Annotated in this window: 20 protein-coding genes; all 20 read right to left on the reverse strand. The window is 42.3% G+C overall.

Annotation, left to right across the window (positions count from 1 at the left end; all coding sequences use genetic code 11):
• Window positions 1–1,776 (reverse strand): 2-oxoacid:acceptor oxidoreductase subunit alpha, encoded by a 1,776-nt coding sequence (locus J2Z69_RS10100; protein WP_209861722.1) that lies wholly within the window; start codon window positions 1,774–1,776, stop codon window positions 1–3.
• A gap of 216 nt (window positions 1,777–1,992) precedes the next feature.
• Window positions 1,993–2,958, reverse strand: coding sequence for a dipeptidase (locus J2Z69_RS10105; RefSeq protein WP_209861725.1), 966 nt, complete (start codon window positions 2,956–2,958; stop codon window positions 1,993–1,995).
• Between the two features lie 90 nt (window positions 2,959–3,048).
• Entirely contained in the window at window positions 3,049–3,309 is a 261-nt protein-coding gene (locus tag J2Z69_RS10110) for a stage V sporulation protein S (protein ID WP_007430104.1), read from the reverse strand.
• 122 nt (window positions 3,310–3,431) lie between these two features.
• Window positions 3,432–4,226 carry a TIGR00282 family metallophosphoesterase gene (locus tag J2Z69_RS10115; protein WP_209861728.1) on the reverse strand — a complete coding sequence of 265 codons (795 nt, stop codon included), beginning with the start codon at window positions 4,224–4,226 and terminating at the stop codon, window positions 3,432–3,434.
• A 109-nt stretch (window positions 4,227–4,335) separates the two neighbouring features.
• Window positions 4,336–5,877 (reverse strand): ribonuclease Y, encoded by a 1,542-nt coding sequence (gene rny / locus J2Z69_RS10120; RefSeq protein ID WP_209861731.1) that lies wholly within the window; start codon window positions 5,875–5,877, stop codon window positions 4,336–4,338.
• A 304-nt stretch (window positions 5,878–6,181) separates the two neighbouring features.
• On the reverse strand, window positions 6,182–6,988 hold the full coding sequence (locus J2Z69_RS10125; RefSeq protein WP_245339179.1) for a regulatory protein RecX: 807 nt from the start codon (window positions 6,986–6,988) through the stop codon (window positions 6,182–6,184).
• Window positions 6,989–7,107: 119 nt separating this feature from the next.
• A complete protein-coding gene (gene recA / locus J2Z69_RS10130) occupies window positions 7,108–8,166 on the reverse strand; it encodes a recombinase RecA (RefSeq protein ID WP_209861734.1) in 1,059 nt (352 codons plus the stop codon).
• A gap of 270 nt (window positions 8,167–8,436) precedes the next feature.
• On the reverse strand, window positions 8,437–9,702 hold the full coding sequence (locus tag J2Z69_RS10135; protein ID WP_209861737.1) for a competence/damage-inducible protein A: 1,266 nt from the start codon (window positions 9,700–9,702) through the stop codon (window positions 8,437–8,439).
• Between the two features lie 50 nt (window positions 9,703–9,752).
• Window positions 9,753–10,349 carry a CDP-diacylglycerol--glycerol-3-phosphate 3-phosphatidyltransferase gene (pgsA, locus tag J2Z69_RS10140; RefSeq protein WP_209861739.1) on the reverse strand — a complete coding sequence of 199 codons (597 nt, stop codon included), beginning with the start codon at window positions 10,347–10,349 and terminating at the stop codon, window positions 9,753–9,755.
• Window positions 10,350–10,574: 225 nt separating this feature from the next.
• The gene (locus tag J2Z69_RS10145) at window positions 10,575–11,066 is read right to left on the reverse strand and encodes a YajQ family cyclic di-GMP-binding protein (RefSeq protein ID WP_209861743.1); all 492 of its coding nucleotides are present in this window, start codon (window positions 11,064–11,066) and stop codon (window positions 10,575–10,577) included.
• 317 nt (window positions 11,067–11,383) lie between these two features.
• Window positions 11,384–12,415, reverse strand: a complete 1,032-nt coding sequence (locus J2Z69_RS10150; RefSeq protein WP_209861746.1) for a helix-turn-helix domain-containing protein — start codon at window positions 12,413–12,415, stop codon at window positions 11,384–11,386.
• Between the two features lie 38 nt (window positions 12,416–12,453).
• Complete coding sequence (locus J2Z69_RS10155; RefSeq protein ID WP_209861750.1) at window positions 12,454–13,224, reverse strand: YmfK family protein; 771 nt, start codon at window positions 13,222–13,224, stop codon at window positions 12,454–12,456.
• A 213-nt stretch (window positions 13,225–13,437) separates the two neighbouring features.
• Window positions 13,438–13,692: a DUF3243 domain-containing protein gene (locus tag J2Z69_RS10160; RefSeq protein ID WP_209861753.1), complete on the reverse strand. Its 255-nt coding sequence runs from the start codon at window positions 13,690–13,692 to the stop codon at window positions 13,438–13,440.
• A 94-nt stretch (window positions 13,693–13,786) separates the two neighbouring features.
• A complete protein-coding gene (gene ymfI / locus J2Z69_RS10165; protein ID WP_209861756.1) occupies window positions 13,787–14,554 on the reverse strand; it encodes an elongation factor P 5-aminopentanone reductase in 768 nt (255 codons plus the stop codon).
• Window positions 14,551–15,834 carry an EF-P 5-aminopentanol modification-associated protein YfmH gene (gene yfmH, locus J2Z69_RS10170; RefSeq protein WP_209861759.1) on the reverse strand — a complete coding sequence of 428 codons (1,284 nt, stop codon included), beginning with the start codon at window positions 15,832–15,834 and terminating at the stop codon, window positions 14,551–14,553. The genes ymfI and yfmH overlap by 4 nt, the downstream gene beginning before the upstream one ends.
• Window positions 15,835–15,837: 3 nt before the next feature.
• On the reverse strand, window positions 15,838–17,118 hold the full coding sequence (gene yfmF, locus J2Z69_RS10175) for an EF-P 5-aminopentanol modification-associated protein YfmF (RefSeq protein ID WP_209861761.1): 1,281 nt from the start codon (window positions 17,116–17,118) through the stop codon (window positions 15,838–15,840).
• Between the two features lie 150 nt (window positions 17,119–17,268).
• Window positions 17,269–18,138 (reverse strand): spore cortex-lytic enzyme, encoded by an 870-nt coding sequence (sleB, locus tag J2Z69_RS10180; protein ID WP_209861763.1) that lies wholly within the window; start codon window positions 18,136–18,138, stop codon window positions 17,269–17,271.
• Window positions 18,139–18,275: 137 nt separating this feature from the next.
• Window positions 18,276–20,894 carry an FtsK/SpoIIIE family DNA translocase gene (locus J2Z69_RS10185; RefSeq protein ID WP_245339188.1) on the reverse strand — a complete coding sequence of 873 codons (2,619 nt, stop codon included), beginning with the start codon at window positions 20,892–20,894 and terminating at the stop codon, window positions 18,276–18,278.
• Window positions 20,895–20,963: 69 nt separating this feature from the next.
• Window positions 20,964–21,194, reverse strand: a complete 231-nt coding sequence (locus J2Z69_RS10190) for a YlzJ-like family protein (protein WP_209861765.1) — start codon at window positions 21,192–21,194, stop codon at window positions 20,964–20,966.
• Complete coding sequence (locus J2Z69_RS10195; RefSeq protein ID WP_209861767.1) at window positions 21,191–21,958, reverse strand: ClpP family protease; 768 nt, start codon at window positions 21,956–21,958, stop codon at window positions 21,191–21,193. Before J2Z69_RS10195 ends, J2Z69_RS10190 begins: the two co-directional genes overlap by 4 nt.
• Window positions 21,959–22,113 lie beyond the last annotated feature (155 nt).

Here is a 22,113-nt window from a genome sequence, read left to right on the forward strand (position 1 = left end):
TTATACCAACTCCTTGCTTAGTTTCTCAGCAGAATCTTCACTGCTAAGGACTTTCTTGCTTTCTGCATAAACTTCGGATGGAAGGAACGGATTACCATCATATTTAAGAACATTGTTGATTTTCTCGCGGAATCCAACATTAAGTTTGATCAAATCAGCTAATTGACCTGTAGCATTATTCTCTAGTACGATTACCTTTTTCGCTTTTTGCAAGTGCGGTAATACGTCATTAACTGGGAACGGGTGAAGTAGACGAACTGTTAAGTGACTAGTCTTAATACCCTCAGCTTCTAGATGAATACGTGCTTGGTCGATTGTTCCTCCAGTAGAGCCCATACCGATGATCAAAAGATCTGGTTCTTCATGAGTAGCCTGTACATGAACTGCATTCTCAACTTTGAGATTGTCTAGCTTAGATAGACGTTTATCCATCATATTTTTCCGATTAATTGGGCTTTCTGAAGGACGTCCCGATTCATCGTGTTCTACACCCGTTACATGATGGATACCATTCTTCGTTCCAGGTAATGCTCTAGTGGATACATGATCCTCAGTAAGCTCGAAACGTTTGAATAAGCTACCATCTTCACGATCTGGAATGTCCGAGGCAATTTTGCCACGATTGATCACAATTTTGTTGTAATCCAATACATCACAAGATTGTTTACCTAAGGATAATTGAAGGTCTGTCGCTAAAATAACAGGCACTTGATATTCTTCAGCTAAGTTAAAAGCATGAATTGTATCATAGAAGCACTCTTCAATTGAACTTGGGGAAAGGACAATCTTAGGGATCTCCCCGTGAGTACCGTAAATGAGCGCATTGATATCACTTTGCTCTTGCTTAGTTGGAAGCCCCGTAGAAGGACCACCACGTTGTGTATCTACGATGACTACAGGCGTCTCTGTCATCCCCGCAAGACCAATGGCTTCCATCATCAAAGCTAGACCTGGACCCGCAGAAGCGGTCATTGTTCTTACTCCAGCGTAGTTGGAGCCAATTGCCATTGTAATTGCCGCAATTTCATCCTCAGTTTGAACGACTGTTCCACCGAATTTAGGCAATTTCTTGATTAGGTACTCCATAATTTCGGAAGCTGGAGTAATGGGGTATGCACTCATAATACGGCATCCAGCTGCCAACGCTCCAAGAGCGATTGCATCGTTACCAATCATAAATAGTTTCTGTTCACCATCTGCAGGCTCAAGCTTTAAGCCTTCAATCGGTCCACCCGCAAGTTCTAATACATATTCAGCACCGCGGCGTACAGCCTCGATGTTCTTTTCAACAATAGCTGGACCTTTACGTCCAAATTCCTCTTCTACCGCTTTGTTGAATACTTCCAAAGGAAGTCCAAGCAAAGCCCAAGAAGCTCCAGAAGCCACCATGTTCTTCATCAAAGATGTTCCCAATTCCTCAGCAATCGCTGTAATCGGTACAGCAAATAATTTTGTTTTAGATTCATCTGGAATCGTTGGATTAAATTTTGCATCCGCTACAACTACGCCACCTTCGCGAAGTTCATGCGCATTAAAATCAATACTTTCTTGGTCAAACGCTACCAGTATATCCAGATCATCCGAGATTGCCCGAATGGGTTTCGTGCTTATACGAATTTTGTTGTTCGTGTGTCCGCCCTTAATCCGTGAAGAGAAATGACGGTATCCATATAAATAATATCCTAGTCTGTTCAGTGCTGTTGAGAAAATTCGGTCAGTACTTTCAACGCCTTCGCCTTGCTGTCCACCGATCTTCCATGATAATTGACTAATCAAGATCGCCCACCCCTTCAATCGTATCGCATTAGGAGAATTATACATGCATGAATACAGAAGAATAATAGAGACTATAGGACCAATTACCCATGTCATTTATGAATATTCTGTTTCACAACCATGTCAATTTTATGTCGATAGCGTTTAAAAAGCAAGCGTTTTCTCGACATTTTCATATAGTTGTTTTCGATCGAATCAATCTCGACCCAAGATGGATTAAAGCGTTTTCTTTCTCACTGGTAGATTGGTTCTCAAAAATGAACTCGCATTCCCATAGGTCCACTTCTGAACCAATGTCTCCGAATATACTTTCAAGAGTTCATTAATAAGCACTGAATAATGCCCACTATGTTCTAATCCTTCAACATATTGATCGATTCCATCAAAATCAGAACCAAACATAATGATATTCTCCCCACCCAAAGAACAGATGTGTTCTAAATGCATCAGTATATCTCCTATTGTTACCTTATTACCCTTTTTTACAAACCTTGGAACAAATGTGATGCCTATTCTTCCTTTTAATTGAATTAGAGTTTGAATCTGATTATTTTTCAAGTTACGGGGATGATCACATATCTGATAGGCATTGGAATGGGAGGCAATGAAGGGAATTGACTTCGCCTCAGCAATCGCTGCAAGCTCCCAGAAGCCCTGCTCTGAAAGGTGGGATACATCTAGTAACATTCCTAGGTCATGGCAGGCCTGGACTAACTGAAGCCCTTTTAATGTGAATCCTCCATTCCGAGGTTCCATCACTCCATCTACAGCCCAGTTGGCATGATTCCAAGCCAAGCCCAAAATGCGGATTCCTTGTTCAAAACATAACTTTACATAATCCAGATTACTTTCTAGAGCTGCAGCTCCCTCTAGGGACAACAACGCTTGAGGAGTAACATCAGAATCTAAATGATTGAGGACATCTTCTTTCCAGAGTAGAGGTGTAATCCCTGTTGGAACTACTTTGCGCATAAAGAGCTGTAATTGATCTAAGACATGATAGATTCGAGGTTCACCTAAGCGTTCAGCTATAAAGATAGCAAAGACTTGCACTGCTACTTGCCCTTCGCTGATACGTTTTCGATTGACGCTTAACCTCAGGTCTTCATCAAATGTTAGCGACTCATTCATTTGTAGTTTACATAGAACGTCACAATGAAAATCAATAACTTTGTGATTCATACCTCTACCTCCTAGCGGGCCATTGTAAAAGGTCAACGCAAAAAAGCCTGTCTACAGATACTGTAAACAGGCCGTTAATAATCGCGCATATTATCTAGGCTCCACAATTAGCTTAATTGCCGTGCGATCTTCTCCATCGATTACAATGTCAGTAAATGCAGGAATACAAATCAGGTCCACACCACTTGGAGCCACAAATCCTCTGGCGATAGCTACCGCTTTTATAGCCTGATTAAGCGCACCCGCTCCAATTGCCTGAAGTTCGGCATTGCCACGTTCTCTTAACACGCCTGCCAGTGCGCCAGCAACGGAGTTGGGGTTGGATTTTGCCGAAACTTTTAATACGTCCATGATTAGTACCTCCTGGGAATGATGAATGGATTCCACTGTTTAATCCTATTCGTGAGATTCAGAAAGATTCCTTCTTTTCCCATTCAATCATCTGTAAATTAATCCCAGTTACCTAAGAGGTCCTAGTTCATGATCCATTCGTCTTCGAGCAATCTGATTTTTGTGATACTTTTGGCTCTCCCTGTTGTATCATCCAAATCTACAATCACTGCATGGAAGTGCCATTTTCCTGCATCGACTTGAAATCTTACCGGAAGCTGATATTGAAATTTTCGTAGTACAGCATCCTTTTCCATCCCTAAAATTCCTTCTCTAGAGCCTACCATCCCTACATCAGTAATATATGCGGTCCCTTGTGGTAGAATCACATCATCATTGCTCTGAACATGCGTATGGGTTCCCACAACGATGGACGCTCTTCCCTCTAAATGATATCCCATAGCGATTTTTTCGGATGTTGCTTCAGCATGAAAATCTACTAGAATATGTTTGTGCTTCGCTCTAAGACGATCTACAATTTCATCCGCAGCTCGAAAAGGACAATCTATTGCGGGAAGAAACGTTCTCCCTTGTAGATTGACTATGGCGAGTTCTTTACCCCCGGCTTTAATGACAGTATCTCCGCGGCCCGGCGTTCCCGGTGGAAAGTTGGCGGGACGAATCATTCGGGATTCATCATCAATGAAATCAAAAATTTCTTTGTTGTCCCAAGTGTGATTCCCCATGGTCAGCCCATGAACTCCTAGTTCAAAAAATTCTCGAGCTATCCCCTGTGTAATTCCTCTCCCTGAAGCTGCATTCTCCCCGTTCGCAATGATGATATGAGGATTATATTTCGATTTTAAAATGGGTAGTGTAGTTCTTAAGGCATTTCGCCCGGTATTCCCGCAAATGTCTCCGATAAATAACACTTTCATAGTTCATATTCATCCCTTCTCCTCTTACCGAGCCATTTCATTCTTACGTTATATCCCACAAATGAAAAAGCGGCCCCAATAGCGGGGCCACCTCCCTAATCACTCTATATTACTTCGCGTATTCAACCGCTCTAGTCTCGCGAATTACGGTGACTTTAATATGTCCTGGATAATCCAGTTCATTCTCAATCATCTTCGTAATATCACGCGCTAAGCGGAAACTTTCCGCATCATCAATCTTCTCAGGCTGTACCATAACGCGAACTTCACGTCCTGCCTGAATCGCATAGGATTTCTCCACACCTTCGAAGGATTCAGAAATCTCCTCCAGCTTCTCTAAGCGGCGGATGTACGTCTCAAGTGTCTCACGACGAGCACCTGGTCTTGCAGCAGATAAAGCATCTGCGGCACCTACCAACATGGCAATGACGGATGTTGCTTCTACATCTCCATGATGCGACGCAATACTGTTAATAACTACAGGATGTTCCTTATACTTCTTAGCAAGCTCTACGCCAATCTCAACATGAGAGCCTTCTACTTCATGATCCAGTGCTTTACCAATATCATGTAATAGACCTGCACGTTTGGCCAGAACGATATCTTCTCCTAGCTCTCCTGCCATGAGACCTGCAAGATAAGCTACTTCCATGGAGTGCTTCAGTACATTTTGGCCGTAACTTGTCCGGAATTTGAGTCTACCTAAAATCTTAATAAGATCTGGATGAAGCGCATGTACGCCCACTTCAAAAGTAGCTTGTTCTCCGTATTCGCGAATTCGCTCATCCACTTCACGACGAGATTTTTCCACCATTTCTTCGATACGCGCAGGGTGAATTCGACCATCTGCTACTAATTTCTCAAGAGCAGTACGGGCAATTTCTCTACGAATCGGATCGAAGCCGGATAGAATAACTGCTTCTGGAGTATCATCGATAATAAGATCAATTCCCGTTAGTGTCTCTAGTGCACGGATATTACGACCTTCGCGTCCAATAATACGACCCTTCATTTCTTCATTAGGCAAGGTGACAACAGAAACAGTAGTCTCTGCCACATGGTCTGCAGCACAACGCTGAATCGCGAGGGTAATAATTTCGCGAGATTTCTTATCAGCTTCTTCTTTTGCTTGTTGCTCAATATCTTTGATAAGCTGTGCCGTTTCATGGCGAACTTCCTGCTCCACGTTGGTCAAAATGATGCTTCGTGCATCTTCCGTTGTTAAGTTAGAGATTCGTTCCAATTCAGTCACTTGATTTTTGTAAATCAAATCAATTTGTTGTTGAGTTTCTTCAATACGTTTCTCTTTGCTGGCCACTTGTTCTTCTTTACGTTCCAGTGATTCCAATTTTTTATCCAGCGACTCTTCTTTTTGCAACAATCGTCTTTCAAGTCGTTGATTTTCATTTCGACGCTCACGAATGTCTTTCTCAGCTTCAGCTCTTAGCTTATGGACTTCATCCTTCGCTTCAAGAACTGTTTCTTTTTTCAATGCTTCTGCATCCTTCCTGGCGCCCTCCAGGATTTGGGTTGCAGCATGTTCTGCACTGGAAATCTTAGCTTCTGCAAGAGACTTGCGAATAAAATATCCGATCACGAACCCTAAGAATAATGCGACCACAACGAGAATAATTGCTAGCCAAGGCTGCATTCTGTTCACCTCCTCGTTGATTACTCCAAGGCATTTCCCTGGGATGTGTGATTGTTAATAATGTACATTCATCTTCATACATATGAACCCAAATCATTTACCGAAACATTAACTGTCCTGACTGTATTAAGCTTAGAAGCTATACAACCAAACCAGTTCCTCCATGCGGTGGTTAAAAGAATCTTACAATAGAAGTCAGAATGTAATGAAGGTATAAATAGACTCTATGCAAATAGATTCAAGTATATTTTATTATTTGATGAAAGAAATTGTCAAGCGTATGAAGGCTCCATGTAAGGTATCCTTAAGTAGAATGCCCATAATCTTCATCTTCTTCCAATAAAATAGAATCTTCTTCCAACAGTTCTCGTATTACTTTTGAGGATAGGCTACTCGAGTATCCACGACGTAATAAGAAAGCTCCCGTTTTTCTTTTACGATCCGTGGGCTCACCGTGGGTTTGTCTCCACTTCTTTCTTCCAAGTGCAAGGGCACTGGAATATTCATCCTCTTCTGATACATTGCTTAGAGCTTCCTCAATCAGAGGCTTGGAGACCCCTTTCTGACGGAGTTCCTGTCTTACCCAGAGCTTTCCCTTACCGCGGCTCCGCACGCGCTGATTAGCCCATTCCTGAGCGTACATAGCATCGTCTATAAGCCCTTCCTTTATCAATCGTTGCAATGTCTCCATAATCGCCTGCTCTTCGCAACCTTTTTCATTTAATTTACGATGAATTTCTAAAGCTGTTCGAGGTTTCCTACTTAAATAACTGAGCGACTCAACATAAGCAATTTGTCGCTCATCAGCGATAATAATATTTGAAAGATCTTTCTTCGTGAATAATGATCCCTTGGTCATTCTATATTTAATTAGTATATCTTCATGTACAGTTACGGATATTTCCCCAAATCGAATTAAAAAGCGATTCTTTGGGCGCTTTATCACTTCTACAGAGGTAACTTCAATTTCGCCATCTTCTGGAAAACCATGCAGTCTATCTGGCTCCTCCCCATGTTCCTCTTCACTATCCATAAGCTCGAGATCTATAGGAACGAGGCCATCGGATATATCGCAAATCCCATGATTGACCAAATCTTTCGCCTTATTCATTGTTAGCCTCCTGACCATTACCTAATCTTACATTACAAAAAGGTATGTTGTATAAGAAAAGAAGCGCTTTGACTGCAGAAATATAATCTGCAAATCAAAACGCCACTGCATTTAATTATCTATTCTTCAAAAAGTGCTTTTTCTTCTTTAGATTCTTCTTCTAATTCGCTTGAAGTAACCTCAGGGACTACATTCGTCAGATTGCTAGCCTCACGAATCTTTTGTTCAACCACTTGAGCAATCTCAGCGTGTTCCTTAAGGAACTGCTTAGCATTCTCACGTCCTTGACCTAGACGTTCTCCAGAGTAGGAATACCAGGCACCACTCTTATCTACAATATCCTTCTCTACGCCGATATCAATCAAGCTACCTTCTCTAGAGATTCCTTCGCCGTACATAATATCTACTTCCGCTTGTTTGAAAGGCGGGGCAACTTTGTTCTTCACTACTTTGACACGCGTACGGTTACCTACAATGTCATTGCCCATCTTAATACTCTCAATTCGGCGTACATCTAGACGAATAGTCGAATAGAATTTCAAAGCTCGTCCGCCTGGAGTTGTCTCTGGATTACCAAACATCACACCTACTTTTTCACGAAGCTGGTTAATGAAAATGGCAATTGTCTTCGACTTGCTAATTGCTCCCGAAAGCTTACGTAAAGCTTGGGACATCAATCTCGCTTGAAGACCTACGTGAGAGTCTCCCATTTCCCCCTCAATCTCAGCTTTAGGAACAAGGGCAGCAACGGAGTCAATGACAATGATATCAACCGCACCACTACGAACTAATGCTTCCGCAATTTCAAGCGCTTGTTCCCCAGTATCCGGCTGGGACAACAATAGTTCATCAATATTTACGCCCAACTTGCTAGCATAAGAAGGATCCAGCGCATGCTCTGCATCAATAAAAGCAGCCTGTCCACCTGATCTTTGTACTTCTGCAATCGCATGTAGCGCCACTGTTGTCTTACCTGAAGATTCAGGGCCATATACTTCTATAATTCTTCCGCGAGGAAAGCCCCCTATGCCTAATGCGATGTCCAATGCAATAGAACCACTGGGTACAACTTCCACTTGCATATGGGTGGATTCACCCAATTTCATAATAGATCCTTTACCAAATTGCTTTTCTATTTGACGAAGCGCCATATCCAGCGCAGCACGACGATCTGACAATGAATTCACATCCTTCAAAATTATACATACAGGAATCATTTACAAATTAATTGTACCTTGTTCGCAGACGTTTGCCAAGCTTTTTTTCGAACATACATTCGTTTTTTGAAGAAGCACCTCACTCTCTAATGTAGAGTTTTGCTTCTTCAATACAAAAAAGAACCGCAGCACCCACATGGGTAATCTACGGTTCTTCCGTGTATCTATTATACCTGAAAGTAATCCCATTCAGCAAGCTTCCAATAAATAGAAACCAAGGATTTTATCCAGCTAAACTTCGTTCTGAATTTCCTTCAAACGAAGCCATAACTGATATAAAACGGACTTTGCAGAGCGAATCCGGATCGTTTCCCGATTGCCTTTGAAATTAAATTGATGTGTCACTGTCTTTCCGCCACGTTCTGAAATGGCGATGTATACCAAGCCTACAGGCTTGCGTTCAGAATAAGCAGGGCCGGCAACGCCTGTAACAGAAAGACCAAAGTCTGTATCTGTGATCATCCGAATCTGCTCTGCTAACACTTCTGCTGTCTCTTTACTCACCGCTCCTGGAGCATGCTCACCTTCTAACAAGTCAGCTGGAACATTAAGAAGCTTGTGCTTCATATCGTTCGAATAGCACACTATGCCGCCCATAAACGCTGTTGCACTACCAGGAATTGATGTCAGACTCTGCATAAGTAGTCCACCCGTACAACTCTCCGCACAACTTACGGTTAATTTCATTGCGGTCATCGTTTCGATAATCACCTGCTCAATGGGAATGTCACGATCCGCGTACAAGTGATTCGACAATCGACTCTCAATCTGTTTTTGTAAAGCACTTAATTTATTGTCGGCCTCCGCTGTATTCTGTGCTTTAGTTGAGATTCTGACCGTAACTTCACTTTCCTTGGCATATGGGGCTAACGTAGGATCAGACTGATTCTCTATAAGATCAAGCAATTGCGTCTCTAATGCCGACTCTCCAATTCCCGCGAACTTGAGCATACGTGAATACAAAGGTAATTCTCCCGTTAGCGCATGACTCAAAATCCAAGGCCTTGCTTGATTATAAAACATAGGCATCAGCTCTTTGGGTGGACCAGGAAGGACTACATAGTGCGTGTTATTCACGGTAATAGCATTGCCAACTGCCAGACCCGTTTCATTAGGAAGAGGAGTCGCTCCATTTATTACCAATGCCTGCCGCCCATTGTTCTCTGTCATGATAGAACCTCGGTTCTTAAAGAACGCCTCTACATTATCCATCGCTTGACGGTCTATGTGAAGCTCAAGCCCAAGACTCGCAGCTAAAGCATCTTTAGTGAGATCATCCTGAGTTGGACCAATTCCTCCAGAGAAAATAATGATGTCTGCACGATCTTCGGCAATATGAATCGCTTGTTGTAAGCGAATGAAATTATCTCCTACTACTGTCTGGAAGTAGACATCCACACCTAAGGCGGCCAGTTCCTCTGATAGATAACGGGCATTGGTATTCACAATTTGTCCTAGGAGCAGTTCCGTTCCCACAGCAATTATTTCAGCTTTCATCAGAATTTCCAGCTCCTTTTACTTCACCACTGAATTGTTGATGGACTGCTTCAAATCTTAGAAATGTTAATAATATTCTTGTTCTTAATAAAGTAATCTACACCTGAGTAGATTGTAATTATCGCAGCTAACCAAATGGACACAATATCAAAACGGAAATTCACCCAAGCGAATGGGAAATTATTCAATAACAAAGCAGAGATAGCTATAATCTGTGTAATCGTCTTAGCTTTTCCCCATTTGCTTGCAGCAATTACGGACCCTTCCAACAAAGCGACTTCACGCAGACCAGTTACTGCAAACTCTCGGCTAATAATGACAACTGCAATCCATGCATCGCATTTCCCTAATGCCACCAAAGAGATTAACACAGCCGATACAAGGAGCTTATCCGCTAGAGGATCTAAGAGCTTACCAAGATTCGTTACCATGTTATTTTTCCGCGCAAGATAACCATCTATACCGTCCGTGCTTGCTGCTAAAATAAACAAGAAAGCCCCAATTAAGTGGTTCATCGGGAGCGTATAATTGCCCCAAGTTAAAGGATAAGACCACCAAGTAACTGAATCCAAGTCTACCAACAGGAACACAAGCATCAAAGGAATCATAAATATTCGCAAAAGGGTAATACGGTTGGGCAAATTCATCTAGTTATCCTCCCCGTATAATTCTACATCCCATATGTATACAGCAACCGTCGTCCATGAAGTATCATTCCATCTGTCTCTCATCGGTATCCCCCAAATTTGTCTGAATGTTCCGTGGGTCCTTAATTATCCATACAAGTATAATATACGCCCTATACCCTGTCAAAATGGCACAAGGCTCTTAGAAAGGAACAATTTCCTGTTCAAAAAGAGCCATGTGATGGTTTATTTCATATTCGTAAATTGTAGGTCAACTGTAAGATCAGCTTTGCGAAGCAATTGAATTACGCCTTGCAAATCATCCCGGCTTTTTCCAGTTACTCGAATCTGATCCCCTTGAATCTGGCTTTTCACTTTAAGTTTGGAATCGCGAATCAAAATGTTGATTTTTTTTGCATTTTCTTGATCCACACCTGATTTCAGCGTAATCCGCTGACGAACCGTACCTAGCGAAGCCGGTTCTACTTTGCCATATTCTAAATTCTTAATGGGCAAAGAGCGTTTAATCATTTTGGTTTGTAGAATGTCAATTACGGACTCTAATTTATATTCATCATCTGAAATGACAATAAGTACGTCTTTTTCAACTTTAATACTGCTCTTGCTACCTTTAAAGTCAAAACGAGTCTCAATCTCCCGCTCTGCTTGGGTAATCGCATTCGTTAGTTCCGCCATATCTACCTTAGATACAATGTCAAATGAACTTTCACTACTCATGTAGTAACTCAACTCCCTGTTTGTTCTATTATTTAATAATTATATGAGAAAGTAATTACAAAGTCCATTCGCACTCTTTTATCTACATTTCCTCAAAAAAAAGTGTCCTGTCTACAAGAGACAGAACACTTTCTTAAAAAGAATAATATTGTCCAAGCCTGAACATCATCTAGACTTTAAGCCCCCGCGAATGAGGTCTACCGCTCCTAGAATACAGCAGGCGGATCCAAATCCCAAATAATCCATATCCACCATGTGCTTCTGGCATGAAGTAATAGCACCATCTCATCCTAGTAAGATAACCTTAAAGTACGAATCTACTCTCCTGCTTTGCCGGTATCTGCCTCAGGCTCAGAAGTACCCGTTCCAGACTCGGTGTTTGTTCCCGCACTATCGCTTAGATTTAACTGCACTCTAGTTGTATTTTTCCCATCATCCACCGATTGACCTGCAACCGTAATCTGGGTATGACTGGAACTTCCCGATTTGATATACAATCCAGATGCATCCAAATCGTAAGATTGAAGTGTTCCATCATCTACAAAATCAAAGAACAATTTTTCACCTTTGGAAGAACCACGGCGCACTTCAACCCAGCTCTTTCCGGTTCCTTTGATTTCTACTTTCACTGGAGCTCCTTTAGTACCCGTAACTTTGAATAGGGTTGTGCTACCCTTTTTACCATCTTTCGTAACAGCTACGGCCCCCGACTCAGGCACTACAGGTGTTATTCCCGGATCTGGAGTAGGCGTTGTCGGTTCCGGAGTTGTAGGTGTTGTTGGCGCTGGTGTTGTAGGTGTCGTCTGTCCCGGAGTCATTGTAGTCCCACCTCCAGAAGGAGTCGGACTAGGCGTATCAACGCCTGTAGATGGCGCGACAGGATCCGTTACTTTTGGATCATTTGCCTTATCGTTCGTGGTCACAGATGTGCCATCTGGGGCCTTTGTATTACTTGCACTCTTATTATTTGAAATCACAATATAGATTACTACTACGATCAACAACGCAAATGAAAACATCAATACCGTAGAAAGCCATTTTGAATTCCCACCTGTTGATACTTGGGTACTTCTTCTCTTCTGCATAACAGGCTCAAGGACAGGTTCAGGCTCGGCTATAGGTACATCTTTTCGATGTTCCTCAAGCAGCCCATCAGGTTCCACCCCCACTGCTTCTGCATAAGTTTTGATGAATGCTCTTACGTAAAAACTTCCTGGTAATACCTTATAGTCTCCTGCTTCGATGGCTTCCAAATATCTCTTGCGAATTTTAGTCATGTCCTGAACATCATCAAGTGACAAGCCTCTTTGTAGCCTTGCCTCTTTTAACTGTTGGCCCAGATCCGACATACCATCACCTCCGTTCGTTAGTTGTATAATCTGTTACATTAAACATCATCTGCATAAAGCGTAGTGAACGTATCATAAACGATTTCTTCCTCGGGATTGTTGCGTAATTCAATGAGGATATCGAAATCGCTATAGTCGTATTTAGATTCCTTAATGAAAATATCGGGATGCTCAATTACCTTAGTAGAAGGCATCGACATGATATCTTCCAATAGTTGGTAGTGTTTTTCATTGGAACGAATTGTACTTATAATGCCATCAATAATAAAAATATTATTAGGATTGTTCTCTTCTTCCGATAGTTGACTACGCACCGTCTGTCTAAGCAGTGTAGATGATACAAAAGTCCATCGTTTCATGGAACATACACTACCTGCAATAATAGATTCTGTCTTACCTACACGTGGCATACCCCGAAGACCTATCACTTGATGGCCTTCCCTTTTAAATAATTCACCCAAAAAATCAACCAGTAACCCAAGTTCATCCCTAGTGAATCGGAACGTCTTGCGGTCATCGCTGTCTCGGTCAATATAACGCCCATGGCGTACAGCTAAAATATCGACCAGTCTCGGGGTTCGCAAAGCAAGAACGGTAATATTCTCTACTTTTGTCATGATCTTGCCCAACATTTCAATCTTGGCATCGTCATCACATTCAAGCAGCATACCTCGATTTTGTCCTTCTACACCATTAATCGTAATGATATTCACATTAAGCATACCGAACATAGAGGCAATATCACCCAATAAGCCAGGACGATTTCTATGTATTTTGTATTCCATATACCATTGTTTCTTTTGTTTCATTCGCACACCTCTTCTTCGGCACAACAATATTCAAGCAATATTCGACAAAATGCTGCTACATTCCTGCATAATCAACCAAATATGATTCTAATTTCTCTTTACAACGCAGAAAGACAATCATATCTATTAATGATATATAAAATAAAAATGAAAGGCAAGTATCGTCACGAATATGCCAGAAAAGCCCCCATCAGGGAGCTTCTCTTGTCTACATTATGCGTACTTCTTGGCTAATTTGACCATCAATCTTGCAATGGTCTTGCGCTCGTCCTCATTGCCTACATCCCATATTTCTTTGAGTGCCCGGTTAGAAGCATTTTGAGGATCTACTTTCTCATCCAGAAAGCCACCTATTTCGTAAGCCAAATTCGCAATGGAATCTTCGCTAAGGCCTGCTTTTTCAGCATGCTTCACACGTTCTCCAAGGAACTTTTTCCAACCATCGAAGTTACTTAGCACAGTTGACATGATAAATCCTCCTTCGCCTAATGCAAGATTTAAAATCAACAGTTGTAATATGCGATAGTTGGAGCTTTCTTATACAGATTACTGCATTGGAAATTTAAGTCATCCATCCCCCGTTAGGGCTTATGATTTGACCTGTGATATAACCAGATTCGGGTAAGGCCAGAAAATAAACCAATGAAGCAATTTCATGAGGCACGGCTAATCTTCCCGCCGGGATATCCTCCTTCAGCCGATGTAATTCTGCTTCTTCAAAGCTATTCATCATGTCGGTCTGTACAGCTCCTGGGGCTACCGCATTCACAGTTACTGCTGAAGGAGCGATCTCCTTAGCAAGTGCTTTAGTAAAGGCATTGACGCCTCCCTTAGCCGCTGAATAGGCTACTTCGCAGGAGGCCCCTGATACTCCCCAGATTGAAGAGACGTTAATGATACGTCCATACCGCTGACGGATCATATAAGGCATGAATGCTTGAGTGCAGAGAAACACACCTTTTAAATTCACATTTATAACTTCATCCCAAAGATCTTCTGTCGTATCTTCCAACATGCCATAGCTTGCAATGCCTGCATTGTTAACTAGGATATCAGGATATAAATCATGACTATCCAATTTATCACGCATGCGATCAATTTCAACTTTACTTTTTAGGTCTGCAGTAATTGTAAGAACCTTAGCCCCATAACTTAAGCACCTTCGCGCTGTCTCATTGGCTTGTTCATGCGCTTGATTGTAATGAATCACCACATTCATTCCTACTTGAGCAAAACGTTCTGCAATCGCTGCACCAATCCCGCGACTTCCCCCCGTTACCAGTACGGTCATATCACTGATATTCTTCTCTCTCCCAGATGCCAAATTCATTCGGGACTTACCACAAGTGATATCGCTAATTGATCCCAATTGATATGGTCACGCAGACGTTGATTCACTTCTTCTAACGTGAACGACTCATACAATGCTTGAACATTAAACAAATCACCACCGCGGAAACGATATTTAGTAAACTCATGCGCGATATTCTCTGGAGAATTCAGCATTCTAAGGTAACCGCCAATTTTCTTTTTACGAGCCCGTTCGAAATCTTCCGATCTGAATCCGGTCTCTACAATGGTGCTAACTTCCGTCTTTATTGTACTTAATAATGCCTCAGGATCTCGGGTATCGCCCCCAATGGCAGAAAAAGCATAGTTAGGATCACTGTTATACTCATGACCAAAACTATCTGAGATTAAATCTTGGTCATATAGTTTTTGATACAGCGCTGTGCTTGAACCGAATAGCAAATCCAAAGCCATCTTTGTAAGCAAATCTTGTCGAATACGTGCTTCTCCTCGGATCCCCACCTGAATTTCTTTGAAACCGAACAAGCATTTCGGAAGAGATACAGCAAGTCTGGATGTACGCTTTCTTTCATTTACTTCTTTCGGTTCTGGTGTAAATATTCTGTCAATTTCACCCTGAGCCTTATAATCTTTTTTGGCTTGGTTCGCTCGAACTAACTCAAATACTTCCTCAGGCTCCACACCACCAACCACAAATAACAGCATGTTACTTGGATGGTAGAAGGAGTGATAACACGTATACAAGGTTTCTTTTGTAATGGTGGCGATGGATTCCACTGTTCCAGCGATATCAATATGAACTGGATGAACTTTATAGAGCGCTTCAATTAATCCAAAATAAACACGCCAATCTGGATTATCTGCATACATGCCGATTTCTTGCCCAATAATCCCTTTTTCTTTTTCGACATTTTGGTCGGTGAAGTATGGATTCTGCACAAAATTGATTAGAGTCTCTAAATTAGCAGGAATATTCTCCGTAGCTGAGAACAGATATACCGTCTGATCAAAGCTTGTAAAAGCGTTGGCTGATGCACCTTGCGTAGCAAACGTAGCAAAAATATCTCCTTCAGGCTCTTCGAACATTTTATGTTCTAAAAAGTGTGCAACGCCATCAGGAACTTGATGTTCTTCTTGTCCCGCAACCTTAAAATGATTATCCACTGAACCAAATCGGGTTGAAAATGTAGCATATGTCTTCTGAAATCCTGGCTTAGGAAGAACATAAACCTGCAGTCCATTGTCCATCACTTCATGATAGAGTGTCTCCTGCAATTTCTCATAGTGCAGCTTCTCCACAATTTACTCCTCCTTCTCACCCTGCAAAAAGTAAATCGTATCCAAATGGAACGTTTGGGCAGCTTCGATAACATCTTCTGGGGTGATTCTATCTATTTGTTGTAAAAGCTCCTCGGCAGAACGCTCTTTACCTGAGAGTACACGATTAAAATCATAAGCTATCTGTTCGAATGCGGAGTCCTGCATCTCAACCAGCTGATTACGAATCATTGCTTTCGTTTGACTCATTTCTAGTTCACTGATCTTGCCTTGCTTAAGATCTTCTAATTGATTCTTTATAATCTCCAAAGCTTTCTCTTCATTAGCGACTTCAATTCCAGCTTGAATCATGCCCATGCCCTTGTGTCCGTCATAACGAGAAGCTGCATAATAAGCCAAACTTTCTTTCTCACGCACATTAATGAATAATTTGGAGTGAGGGTAACTGCCCAATATACCGTTATAGACCAGTGCTGAAGCATAACGATCATCCCCGTAGGTAATGGAAGTACGCAAACCTAGATTCAATTTCCCTTGGTTCACATTAAGCCTCTCTTCCACCTTACGAACTTCATCTTCCGTGAATTGAATCTGAGTGCCGGTGTATACAGGTTCCGAAGGACGACTGATTGGAAAATTTTTGGCAACCAGCTGAGATATTTCTTCAAGTGTAGTATCGCCGACCACATACAAATCAAAGCTAGCCTCTTGTAGCCATTTTTGATAAGCTTCGTACAAAACCTCCGGGGTGATAGCAGCAATATCTACTCGATTACCTAACGGATGAAGACGATACGGATCTCCCCGGAACATCTCTTCAGTACAACGCTCTGCTGCATAACGAATTTTATCATTAACAATGGATTCTAATTTTTTGCGAACCGTCTCTTTCTCTGCGGTTACATAACTTGACCGAAATTTTCCATCCTCCAGCACAGGCTTAGTTAATACTTCCCCTAAGAAAGCAAAGGATTGGTCTAATAGAGGCTCATCACTTTGGACAAATGAATCGTTAATGGTATCCATTCTCAATTGAACGATCTGATAATCGCCTCTTTTATAAATATCAAAGCCAAAACCTGCACCGTACAGCCGCTCGAGTTCTTCTCTAAATTGGGTTGTCTCTGGATAAGAGACTGTTCCTCTGCGCAGTACAAAGGGAATGAGTCCCGTTGTCGTTACCGTTTCTTCTTGTAGAGGAATCCCCGCATAAAGTGAAATCGCGAATGTCTTGAATCTTTGTGTAGGTAGCACATGGATACGGATATTGTTCACGCTTCCGCGTTCAAACAATGATTTACTCAAGGACAAAACTCCTTTGCATGAGGCGATTGATATTCTTGAATTTAAGACAAACCTTCTAGTAAAATGAACCAATTTCATCTCATTCTAACAGTTCCCAAAGTAAAGAAGCAACCTTATTACTATGGGTTGCTTCACCTGTCAAGCTGTTTTTTACATACAAAAAATATGTTTGCCAATGGTTTTAACTTGAGGTCTACTCCAAATCCATTTGGATGTCGCCGTCTCTGGGTTAAAGTAGTACAAACATCCCCCTGAAGGATCCATGCCATTCATCGCTTCACGAACGGCCTTACGAGAACTTTCATTGGGCTCTAGCCAAATCTGCCCATCTGCGACCGCGGTGAAGGCGCCGGGTTGAAAAATTACCCCAGATACCGTATTTGGAAAACTAGGTGATTTCACGCGATTAAGAATAACTGCAGCTACCGCGACCTGCCCTTCAAACGATTCCCCGCGTGCTTCGCCATTTACCGCGTTGGCCATAATCTTCATGTCATTTGAGGACAAACCCAGTGGGTTCGAAGAGGATAATTCTCCAGAATTACTATTCGAATTAGAGGATGTGTTTTCTTTATCGCCACTCGTCGATTCCGAAGATCCTGAAGTGTTTTCTTTGCCTGCATTCGGGTTCGGGTTGTAGGAAGAAGCTTGAGGCTTCCAATCTTTAGAGGCCGTATACAGTTTGAGCTTTGTCTTGGCGCCGGCAACTCCATCTGCCTTCATTCCAAATTCAGATTGGAACCACATTACAGATTTCTTCGTTGATTCACCAAAGTTACTATCTAACTTTCCTTTGTAAAACCCTAAAAAAGCTAATCTACCTTGAAGTTCATATACATCCTGACCGAATGCGCCTACCTTAATAATCTGTGAAGAGAATACAGGCACTGCATTTTCGGGGGTCTCATACTCTGTAGGTGTTGTCTTAGAGCTAGATTTTTGTGACTGATAAGCCCCGATAAGCGTTATGACTAGCAAAAAAACTAGGCCCGCCGTTAACCAGCTTTTTCTGTTCTTCATATGTTTCGTCCTACCTTTCACATGGGTTGTACTTAGTTGGGTAACTTTAGTATGACAACCCCTCCAGCATCCTATGCACTTCTTAGAAAGGAACACAAAAAAGCCCCATGCTTCTTAGCACAGGACTTTAATGTTTTTCATGAACTTACTTTACTTTGACGATACAGTTCCATAGAAGTTAGCACTTCTCTGGGTTTACTGCCTTCATAAGGTCCAACAATTCCACGAGCTTCCATTGAATCAATGAGACGCGCTGCTCGCGTATATCCGACCCGCATTTTTCTTTGAAGTAAGGATACCGAGGCTTGCTTGGCTTCTAAGACAATTTGCACGGCCTGATCATAGAGCTCATCAAGTTGTTCAGCTGGTTCCTGAATGGTATCATCAATTTCGGGAATAAGACTTTCATCATATTCTGCTTGACCTTGAGCCCTGACGAACTCGACAATATTCTCGACTTCCTGATCACTCATAAAGGCTCCTTGAACACGAATTGGCTTGGAAGCTCCCATAGGCATGAAGAGCATATCTCCTCTACCTAGCAATTTCTCCGCTCCACCCATATCAAGAATCGTACGTGAATCTACTTGGGATGATACGCCGAATGCAATTCGTGAAGGAATATTGGCCTTAATAACACCCGTAATGACATCTACAGATGGGCGCTGTGTAGCTATAATCAAATGAATACCTGCTGCACGGGCCATTTGAGCCAATCGAGCAATGGCGTCTTCTACATCATTGGCTGCGACCATCATAAGATCCGCCAGCTCGTCCACAATGACAACAATGTAAGGAAGTACAGCTGATGCATTCACATCTCGCATCATGTTGTTATATCCCTCAACATTTCGTGCCCCTGATTTGGAGAACAACTCATAACGCTTCTCCATCTCGACGACAATCTTCTTCAGTGCAAGCGAAGCTCTTCGCGGATCCGTTACGACAGGTGCTAATAAATGCGGAATACCATTATACATATTCAGTTCAACCATTTTAGGGTCAACCATTAGAAATTTCACTTCATCTGGTTTGGCTTTATACAAAATGCTCGTAATAATTCCGTTAATACAAACCGATTTACCTGATCCCGTCGCCCCTGCAACAAGTAAATGGGGCATTTTAGCCAGATTGCCTACAATAGTCTGACCTGCAATATCTCGACCGAATGCAATCGATAATTTGGCATCTGCTTCTTGGAACGTTGCCGTCTCCATAACTTCTCGCATCGTAACAATGGATACTTCTCCGTTGGGCACTTCAATACCGATTGCAGATTTACCAGGTATCGGCGCCTCCATCCGAATATCTTTTGCAGCTAATGCAAGAGCGATATCATCTGTCAGATTTACAATTCGGCTCACCTTTACTCCGATATCCGGCTGAATTTCATACCTAGTCACCGCGGGTCCTCGCACCACCTCAAGCACTTTAGCTCGCACTCCGAAACTCTCTAAGGTAGCTTCAAGCTTGCGGGCCGTTTGCATATAATCAGCTTGATCCCCTGCCTTCACATTAGTGCTAGCCTTGGCTAACAACTTAAAAGGAGGCAATTTATACGGTCTGGGGGCTGGCTTTGGTGCTTCAGGTACTATAGTCTCTTCAGCTGTCCCTGAAGTAACTGGATTAGACTCTACCAACGGGGCAGATATCAAGTCGTCCGATGATATTAGGCTGGAATCTACCGGTTCCTGATCTAATGCAGTCTCATGTGATGGATCATCCTCCGTATGTATATCGTCCCTTTGAATCTGGTCGAAAAAATCTCTAATAATTAACGCGGGAGGTTCATTAGTAGGAGGTAACTTTGATCCTATGACTTCATTATCTGGGACGGATGACACACGATTGCTATAATTCAAATCGTTCCAATCCACAGCTGGCTTTGCTTCCCAGATCATATCTGTCTCATCCAGTTGTGTATCCAAATTTTCCTTTTGTTCTTCTTTGTATCCGAGAAGTTGGAATAATCCTGCTTTCCTTTTCGGTTGGTTCATAGGCCGATCATCGATGTAGTCTTCATCGTCATCATCTGGGATAGAAGCACGCATATTTATTTTTGGACCTGTTCGCTCCGCTTTCGCTTTTATTCGTGGTTTGGATTCAGCAGCTACAGGACGCAGATGCTTGATCTTTTTGCTTATTTCAACGGCTGCATTCCCCGTATATTTGCGAAATAATACGAACAAATCAACATAAGAAAGATTAGTGATTAGCATAAAACTGATTGCGAACATGACCATCAGCAGGAGTTTGACCCCCGTCATTCCAAAAAGCATATAAAGTACAATGAACTCAAGAGATCCTACGTACCCTCCGCTGATGTCTAAATTGAACATGGTCGCTACTCCACCCGTTGATGCTTTAGCAAAAGCATAAGTAATATCTTGATGAATTTGAGTCAGCACATTGCCGGGTGTAACTAATAACGTGGGAACCAATTTAGTCTGAACGGCGGTAATTGTACTCATCAGGGCAAAAGCCATAACAAGAAGCACTAATCCTGTCTTTCTTGAACTCCAGCGCGATGGCCATTTCCGATGTATCATAACGGCTAGGCCTACATATATACCTATAAGAGGGATCACGAAATAGAACTTGCCCAAAACCATGGCAGCCATTTTGAAAAGCGTACGCCCCACTGCCGCTTCGCCAGAGAGAGCGATTATCGAGAGGGTAATTAGAATAATTCCGTAAATTTCATACTTTAGTACGTTGCCCATGGTGGCCTTTTTCTTCTTTCGTTTTGTTGCCAATGCAGAACACCCCCCAGAAGAATATTATATCATAATCCTTGAGGGGTACCTATAGGATGGATGCAGTGTTTACTTGTTGTTTTGCAGTGTTGGCATATACTGTATTTCCTGACCTGGCGCAATTGAAGGATTCAAATAATCCTCTAGTCCCCCTCTTAGCAGTCGGACAATCGTAGCCCGATTCCCCTCTTCCATTCGAATTTGCAGCAGGACACCGTTCAACTCAATTTCAGTAAATGTCTGAACTTCATCTTCTTGTTCAAATATTAGCTCCCAAGGTAGGATTGTATAGTGGGTCATTGCGTAAGTCCCCCTGCTGACTTTAACTCACGGCGAGATGCAATGAGGTTATTTAAATATGTAAGAGCTTGGCCAATACCGCCAATTCCGTCCATAAGTCCATACTCAACCGCATCCTTGCCACCAACAGCAGTACCAATATCCCGATTCAGGTCACCTGTCTTGAACATTAATTCTTTGAAGTGAACGTCCGTTATTCTCGAATGAGATGTTACAAAGCGTACGACCCTCTCTTGCATCTTTTCAATATACTCAAATGTCTGAGGTACCCCAATTACTAATCCATTCATCCGTATAGGATGAATCGTCATGGTCGCACTTTCCGCGATAAAAGAATATGTGGATGCTACAGCAATAGGTACCCCAATGCTATGTCCTCCGCCAATGACTACCGTAACCGTAGGTTTCGATAAGGATGCAATCATTTCTGCAATGGCTAGCCCCGCTTCCACATCTCCTCCCACTGTGTTCAATATAATCAATATCCCTTCAATATGTGGATTCTGCTCTGCAGCAACCAACTGTGGGATGAGATGTTCATATTTCGTCGTTTTATTTTGTGGAGGGAGTACGATGTGCCCTTCAATCTGTCCAATAATGGTTAGACAATATAGATTAGATTCTCCTGCCGTAGGAACACTGGTCTGTCCGAGTTGCTGAATATACTCCACCACCGGTTTTTTCTCAACAGGTAATTCCGTAGGCGGAAGTTCAGACTCAGTTGCGTGTTGCGCACCAGCTTCATTTTGTCTCTGTGTATCCATTTTCACATCTCACCCTTCCCTTAGTCCTGATCTTGGTTAGTATTCCGCTCATTGGAATAGAGATATACACGCTAAATGGATAAATAAAGATAGAAAAAGCCCCCACTCCGCCGGGAACCGTCCATATTACCGGTGGGGAGTGGGGGCGACTGTGT

The organism is Paenibacillus shirakamiensis (assembly GCF_017874255.1).
GTDB lineage: Bacteria > Bacillota > Bacilli > Paenibacillales > Paenibacillaceae > Fontibacillus > Fontibacillus shirakamiensis.